The organism is Streptomyces sp. NPDC051172, from assembly GCF_040682555.1.
In the GTDB taxonomy this organism is placed as follows: domain Bacteria; phylum Actinomycetota; class Actinomycetes; order Streptomycetales; family Streptomycetaceae; genus Streptomyces.
In genome coordinates, this window is sequence record NZ_JBFBBE010000105.1 from 23,568 (window position 1) to 29,567 (window position 6,000).

Here is a 6,000-nt window from a genome sequence, read left to right on the forward strand (position 1 = left end):
GTGTTCGCACACGGTAGAAACATGCAGGTCAGGCGCACATGTGGCGGGGCAACATAGTTCGAGGGCTGGCTATGCCTGTGCCCACCATGTCAGCTCACAGCAGTCCGTTCAGGGGCTCGAAGGTGGTCGAAGTGAGCGCCGTCCGGGACGCGTAATTCGGGGTGATTTGACAGTGCGGTGCTGACTCCCGTGCTGGTTTGGTGCTGACTACGCTGCGTTGAACTCCGCCATCTGGGACTGATCGGGCAGAAGTTGCCTTCTGGTCCTGCGGGGAGTCGAGCCCGGGGATGTGGGCGAGGTGGATGATGGCCACGTTCTTCAGGACGATGCGAGGCCCCACGGGCAATCGCCGTACGGGGGCGTGATTGAAACAGCCTGCCGCGCTCACTGGGGCTGGTAACAGCTCTGGTGCCGTGACCGTCAGCTGCTATCGGTTCGGCAACGTCGTTTCGACCGTGCCGACTCACACACAAAAGCGCCGTACGGGACTGGGAGATTGCCGTGCTCGCCCATCCAAGCCTGCTCCACTTGTTCTGGAACTGGATCGGACGCTCCCAGGAAGAGATCGTGCAGGCACGTCAGGACTGGATGGAAGGGGCGAGGTTCGGGATGGTGAAGGGGTATGACGGGGCGCCACTGCCCGCACCGGAACTGCCGCCGGTGCCGTTGAAGCCGCGGGGAAGGGTGCGCTGACCTGCCGAAACGCGTCAGTGTTGGTGGTCGCAGCGCGCAAGCCGGTCGGGTAATTCTCGCTGTCTACCACCTGCTTGCCGGGAGGCGTCTGGACAGCCGGCTGGCTCCGGCCGGTGCGGTTGGCGATTCCACAGTGTGGCTGTCTGTGGGCGGCTGTGGCAGGACTCTTACTGACCTAGTGCTGACTTTGCTGACGCTTCGTCAGGCCCGGGCGGGCGGCTCTTTTCCACGCTCCGGGGCTTGCGGAGGCGTTTGCAGGTTCGGTGGCGTCCGGACCGATGCTGACCTGGCTGGCGGTCGAGTCGGACGTGGCGGTGGGACGGCGGCGCTATCACTGCCGCCTTGTGGAGATTCCACAAGATTCCGATGCCGCCGCAGTCTTTCGCCAGCGCCGCTTGCGTCCGATCTGAAAGGTGCTGCGCAGGAGAGTGGCTAGCAGGTTCTTCGTCTGCTGGTGGTACACGTCTGACCTCGCTCCTGACCTGCGGCAAAGAGTGGAAACGCCCAGTGCCAGGTTGATTCGGTCCGCACCTGGTCCGGATCTTGATGAGTGGTACGTGGTGCTGGCGAGTGGGCCGCGGTCCCACATGGCACAGGTTGTAGAGACCGTCCAGGGACGTCTACGCCAGTCCAGCACGGGCATGAAATCCCAGGCAGGGCCTCCTGGTCCGTGAGGGGCCGCCCAGTTGGTGAGGGCTGTGTGATAGACGGGTGATACGGTGCGGCCCCGCCGGGGTCCATCCTGACGGGACCTCTGCGCGGAGCCGTGAGACGACGAAGCCGCACCGGAGCGCTCCGGTGCGGCTTCGTCGTGAGATCGGCTGGGCTGTCGGGCACGATGCGGTCGGCGCCTCATGCGGTCCGTGTTCCTGTGACGCTTTCGGGGTGCGCCTACTTTGCGATTGCACTCGCCTACGCGTCTACCCTGAAGGGAACGGCCCGTAGCGGGGATGAGGGGTGGTAGCGGACATCGCGCGAAACCTGTCTCCGGATCTCTGCACCTCTGCGCGAGGCCAGCCGCCCGGTGATGAGTTCACGCCACTCCCCGAAGAGGCCGAACGGACCGCTCCTGGACGTCGGCTCACTTCCGTCGGCGGTCGTCCTCCGAGGAGCGGCTCGTCTCCAGCCAGGACCGTGCCGGTCCTGCCGGGTGGGTGGTGTCCACGGTGAGCTGGAGGCGGGTCCCTCCCTGGCTGTCCGCCGGATAGCTGCGCTGCTCGGAGGCGGCGAAGCACTGGCGGAGAACCTCCGCGACGCGACGGGCGACCTCGGGGGAGGCCGCGACGATACGTACCTCGGCGTGCCCGTCCGGGGGTATTTCCGTGGGCTGCATGGCGACCTCGTTGTTCGGGCACAGATGAGCGGACCGATCTTTCACTCTACTCCGGCATGCCCCGTGGCCCTCGGGTGTGACCGGCGAGCTTCCCGGCCGACGTGGGCCGCGGAGTACCGTGAAGCAAGGAAGTCACTCTGTTTTCCTTACAGGCAGGCAGGCAGGCAGGCAGGCAGGCGAGTGCGATGTCCGACTCCGGCTCCCGGGTGTGACCAGGCTCCTGCCGGACGGCGTCCACCAGGCCCTGAAACCCATCGACTCCTTCCCGGTCGGCGACGACACCGTCCTCATCACCCGTGGCGAGCAGGATCTCTTCTCCCTGCTCGTGGTCCCACCGCACGCGACGCCCGAGGCTGCGCGCGCCGCGATGGCCGAGGCCGTCCGCGCCGGCAACGTTACGCAGGCCGATCAGATCCTCATCGGCACCGGCACCGACCGGGCAGCGCCGGAGATGTGAGAGCGATCAGCCGCCGCGGTCCTCGGGATGGTCCGGTCCGGTGCGGGTGCCGGGATGGCCACGGTGAGGTGGATCCGATGACCGCCGTCCCGACGAGCGATCCCCCCATGGCAGGCAAGCGAGGACGGGAGGCAAGCGGCGTTTTACGGATGGCCGCGTACGTCGTCGCGCCCCTGGGAGCCCTGGTGTCGTTGGCGACTTTTCATGAGACGTTGCACTCCGAGTGAATCAATATCTGTGCCCGAGAGGGCAGAGTTTTACGGACCACGCAGCAGGAGTTTTTGCCGCGACGAGCAGAGTGGAATTACCCAACGCACACGGAACCTTCCGGCGTGCTACTGTAGATCCCAGTTGCAGTTGTGGTTCCCAAAACTTCAAGTGCCCCCGCCACGCTTCTGCCGATCGGGAGCACTTTTGTATTTCCGGTCATTTCCGGGCGGGGTAATCATCGCGGCGACACGGCGTCCGCGCAGTGCGGACGCCGATGACTGCCCCGAAGGAGATATGACATGGCTGCTGGTACCGTGAAGTGGTTCAACGCGGAAAAGGGCTTCGGCTTCATCGAGCAGGACGGTGGCGGCGCCGACGTGTTCGCCCACTACTCGAACATCGCCGCGCAGGGCTTTCGTGAGCTGCTCGAGGGCCAGAAGGTGAACTTCGACATCGCGCAGGGCCAGAAGGGCCCGACGGCCGAGAACATCGTTCCGGCCTGACGCTCACGCGCAATCCGTAGCTGGGGCCCGCATCCCTCGGGGTGCGGGCCCCAGCTGCACGCGTATCCCGCAGGGGCTTTCACCCGCGGGACGACCCGGAGGAACCCGCAGTACCACGACAAGCGGTTCCTCCCCAGGGTGCAGGCGCGTCCTGAGGCGCTGCATCGCAGCGGGCGCCCGGATCTCAAGGTCCCCATCGCGTCACCCATTTCAGCACCTGTGCCCACAGATTTTTCCGCCGGCCAGATCTGCTTTCTTTTGTCACCGGTCCATACTTGTAATTCTCCATGCCATTCATCGTGGCGGGAATTCCTTGATATGTGCCACATCGAGGAAGGTTCCGCATGAACCGCACGTACACGAACGACCGCCCCGCCCGCTCCCGTGACGGCCGTGCCGACGCCGGAAGGGGCGCCAGCGGCCATGGCTCGCGGGCACCGCGTCGTACCGGGGGGCCCGTACGCTCCGGCGGTTACGGCCGTCGGTCCGCCGTGCAAGGTGAGTTTGCGCTGCCCAGGACGATCACCCCCGCGCTGCCCGCCGTTGATGGCTTCGCCGATCTCGACATGCCTGAGCAGTTGCTGGCCGAACTCGGCAGGCAAGGTGTGACGGCACCGTTCCCGATTCAGGGCGCGACGCTGCCGAACTCCCTTGCGGGCCGTGACGTCCTGGGCCGCGGCCGCACCGGGTCCGGCAAGACCCTGGCCTTCGGCCTTGCCCTGCTCGCGCGTACCGCTGGGCAGCGTGCTGAGCCCCGTCAGCCGCTGGGGCTGATCCTTGTCCCGACGCGTGAGCTGGCACAGCAGGTGACCGACGCGCTGACCCCGTACGCCCGCTCCGTGCGGCTGCGGCTGGCCACGGTGGTGGGCGGCATGTCCATCGGCCGACAGGCCGGCGCACTGCGCACCGGCAGCGAGATCGTCGTCGCGACACCGGGACGGCTCAAGGACCTCATCGACCGCGGCGACTGTCGGCTGAACCACGTGGACGTCACCGTGCTGGACGAGGCCGACCAGATGGCCGACATGGGCTTCATGCCCCAGGTCACAGCGCTGCTCGACCAGGTGTGCCCGGAGGGGCAGCGCATGCTGTTCTCCGCCACCCTGGACCGCAACGTCGACCTGTTGGTACGCCGCTACCTGACCGACCCCGTCGTGCACTCCGTCGACCCGTCGGCCGGTGCGGTCACGACGATGGAGCACCACGTCCTGCACGTCCACGGCGCCGACAAGCACGCCGCCACGACCGAGATCGCCGCCCGCGACGGCCGCGTGATCATGTTCCTGGACACCAAGCACGCCGTCGACCGGCTGACCCAGGACCTGCTCAACAGCGGGGTACGGGCCGCCGCGCTGCACGGCGGCAAGTCGCAGCCCCAGCGCACCCGCACGCTGGCGCAGTTCAAGACGGGGCACGTCACCGTGCTGGTGGCGACCAACGTCGCGGCGCGCGGAATCCACGTCGACAACCTTGACCTGGTCGTCAACGTCGATCCGCCGACCGACCACAAGGACTACCTCCACCGTGGCGGCCGTACCGCCCGCGCCGGCGAGTCCGGCAGTGTCGTGACCCTGGTCACGCCGAACCAGCGCCGTGGCATGGTCCGTCTGATGTCGGACGCCGGAATCCGGCCGCAGACCACCCAGGTCCGCTCGGGAGACGAGGCCCTGAGCCGGATCACCGGAGCCCAGGCACCGTCCGGCATCCCGGTCGTCATCACCGCACCGGTGGTCGAACGCCCCAAGCGCAGCGCCACCTCCCGAGGTCGCCGCCGCCCCGCCTCGGCGACCAGGCGCACCCCCGGACGCCAGTCCGGCTTCGGCGCGGTGGCCTAGACCTTTAGTGATCAGGAAGCCGGCCCATCTCTGCAGGAGGCACGCTTTGACGCTGGTTCAGACAGAGTCCCGCACGGCGGACGCCGACCCCGCGCACGGGACAGCGCTGGAGGCCATGGACGCGGCCGGACCGCAGGTCTGTGACGACATGAGCGTCGAGGTGGCGCTGGCCGTCATGGCCGCCGCACGCACGGGCCAGCTGGTCATCTGCGACCAGGACGGCCAGTGCACCGGCCTGGTCACCCATGCCGAACTCGCCGCCGTCCGCGACAGCTCCGACTACACGGACCGTGTCCGCCTGCGCGACATCCTCGGCGACCACGGTTCGTTGGCCTCACCCGTGACCACGATGGCCGAAGCCGAGCACGCGATGCGCACCCGTCGGCTGGGTGTCCTGCCGGTGGTCGACGAGCGAGGCAGCGCCCTGGGCATCCTCGCCCTCTCCCGCTGAAACACCTGGCCCCCGGTCGGACCGTTCTTCTCTTCTCTCTGTGAGGTCACATGCGCTGCGTCATCGCCCGCTTCCCCTTCGAGCTCACCAAGGGCGGAGTGCTGGAATCGATGAAGGGCATCAAGCCCGAACCGGTCGCCGGAGAATCGGTGATCATCGGCCGTCGCCACTACCCCGTCAAGCAGGTCGGCCAGGTCATCACGCGCCAGGACCGTCGTGACTTCAGCGCCGCCGAAGTCCTGCGGGCCATGGCTCAGCTCGGTTTCACCTGCCGCGTCGTTCCCAAGGCAGCGCCCCTGGGCATTCTCAGCCCGATGCAGCACGCTTCCGCGATGCTCGGCACCCCCGTCACGGTCTGATCGGGTAAACAGACACGAGCCGACACCTGAGCACCAGTGTGGGGGCCAGCCGGTCCCCGGGGGCGGCCCCACCCCCGGGGGCGCGGTGGCGGCCCCCGTGGCCCTGAGGGTTGCGGCGGCAAGGGCGGTGGGGACGGGGGGCGGGCCCGGCGGCGTGCA

5 protein-coding genes and 2 pseudogenes are annotated in these 6,000 nt (G+C 67.7%); 6 read left to right on the plus strand and 1 reads right to left on the minus strand.

What is annotated here, in order from left to right:
- Positions 1-528: 528 nt before the first annotated feature.
- A pseudogene (locus tag AB0N07_RS39500) lies at positions 529-693 on the plus strand (pirin family protein); the annotation flags it as partial.
- A gap of 1,081 nt (positions 694-1,774) precedes the next feature.
- On the opposite strand, the gene AB0N07_RS39505 reads toward AB0N07_RS39500, so the two are convergent.
- Positions 1,775-2,026, minus strand: a complete 252-nt coding sequence (locus AB0N07_RS39505) for a hypothetical protein (RefSeq protein WP_365843761.1) — start codon at positions 2,024-2,026, stop codon at positions 1,775-1,777.
- Between the two features lie 253 nt (positions 2,027-2,279).
- On the opposite strand from AB0N07_RS39505, the pseudogene AB0N07_RS39510 reads away from it, so the two are divergent.
- The 5 genes and pseudogenes from AB0N07_RS39510 to AB0N07_RS39530 form a co-directional block, all read left to right on the plus strand.
- Positions 2,280-2,483 (plus strand): annotated as a pseudogene (locus tag AB0N07_RS39510) (DUF5994 family protein); the annotation flags it as partial.
- A 509-nt stretch (positions 2,484-2,992) separates the two neighbouring features.
- Complete coding sequence (locus AB0N07_RS39515) at positions 2,993-3,196, plus strand: cold-shock protein (protein WP_003973099.1); 204 nt, start codon at positions 2,993-2,995, stop codon at positions 3,194-3,196.
- Positions 3,197-3,540: 344 nt separating this feature from the next.
- A complete protein-coding gene (locus tag AB0N07_RS39520) occupies positions 3,541-5,031 on the plus strand; it encodes a DEAD/DEAH box helicase (RefSeq protein WP_365843763.1) in 1,491 nt (496 codons plus the stop codon).
- Positions 5,032-5,077: 46 nt separating this feature from the next.
- Positions 5,078-5,482 carry a CBS domain-containing protein gene (locus AB0N07_RS39525; protein WP_365843765.1) on the plus strand — a complete coding sequence of 135 codons (405 nt, stop codon included), beginning with the start codon at positions 5,078-5,080 and terminating at the stop codon, positions 5,480-5,482.
- A gap of 50 nt (positions 5,483-5,532) precedes the next feature.
- Positions 5,533-5,841 (plus strand): SCO5918 family protein, encoded by a 309-nt coding sequence (locus AB0N07_RS39530; RefSeq protein WP_037684319.1) that lies wholly within the window; start codon positions 5,533-5,535, stop codon positions 5,839-5,841.
- Positions 5,842-6,000: the final 159 nt, after the last annotated feature.

What these genes read in the sequence shown, in the direction of transcription:
- AB0N07_RS39515 (WP_003973099.1), top strand. Translation starts at nt 2,993, where the DNA reads ATGGCTGCTGGTACCGTGAAGTGGTTCAACGCGGAAAAGGGCTTCGGC.
- AB0N07_RS39505 (WP_365843761.1), bottom strand. Translation starts at nt 2,026, where the DNA reads ATGCAGCCCACGGAAATACCCCCGGACGGGCACGCCGAGGTACGTATC.
- AB0N07_RS39520 (WP_365843763.1), top strand. Translation starts at nt 3,541, where the DNA reads ATGAACCGCACGTACACGAACGACCGCCCCGCCCGCTCCCGTGACGGC.
- AB0N07_RS39530 (WP_037684319.1), top strand. Translation starts at nt 5,533, where the DNA reads ATGCGCTGCGTCATCGCCCGCTTCCCCTTCGAGCTCACCAAGGGCGGA.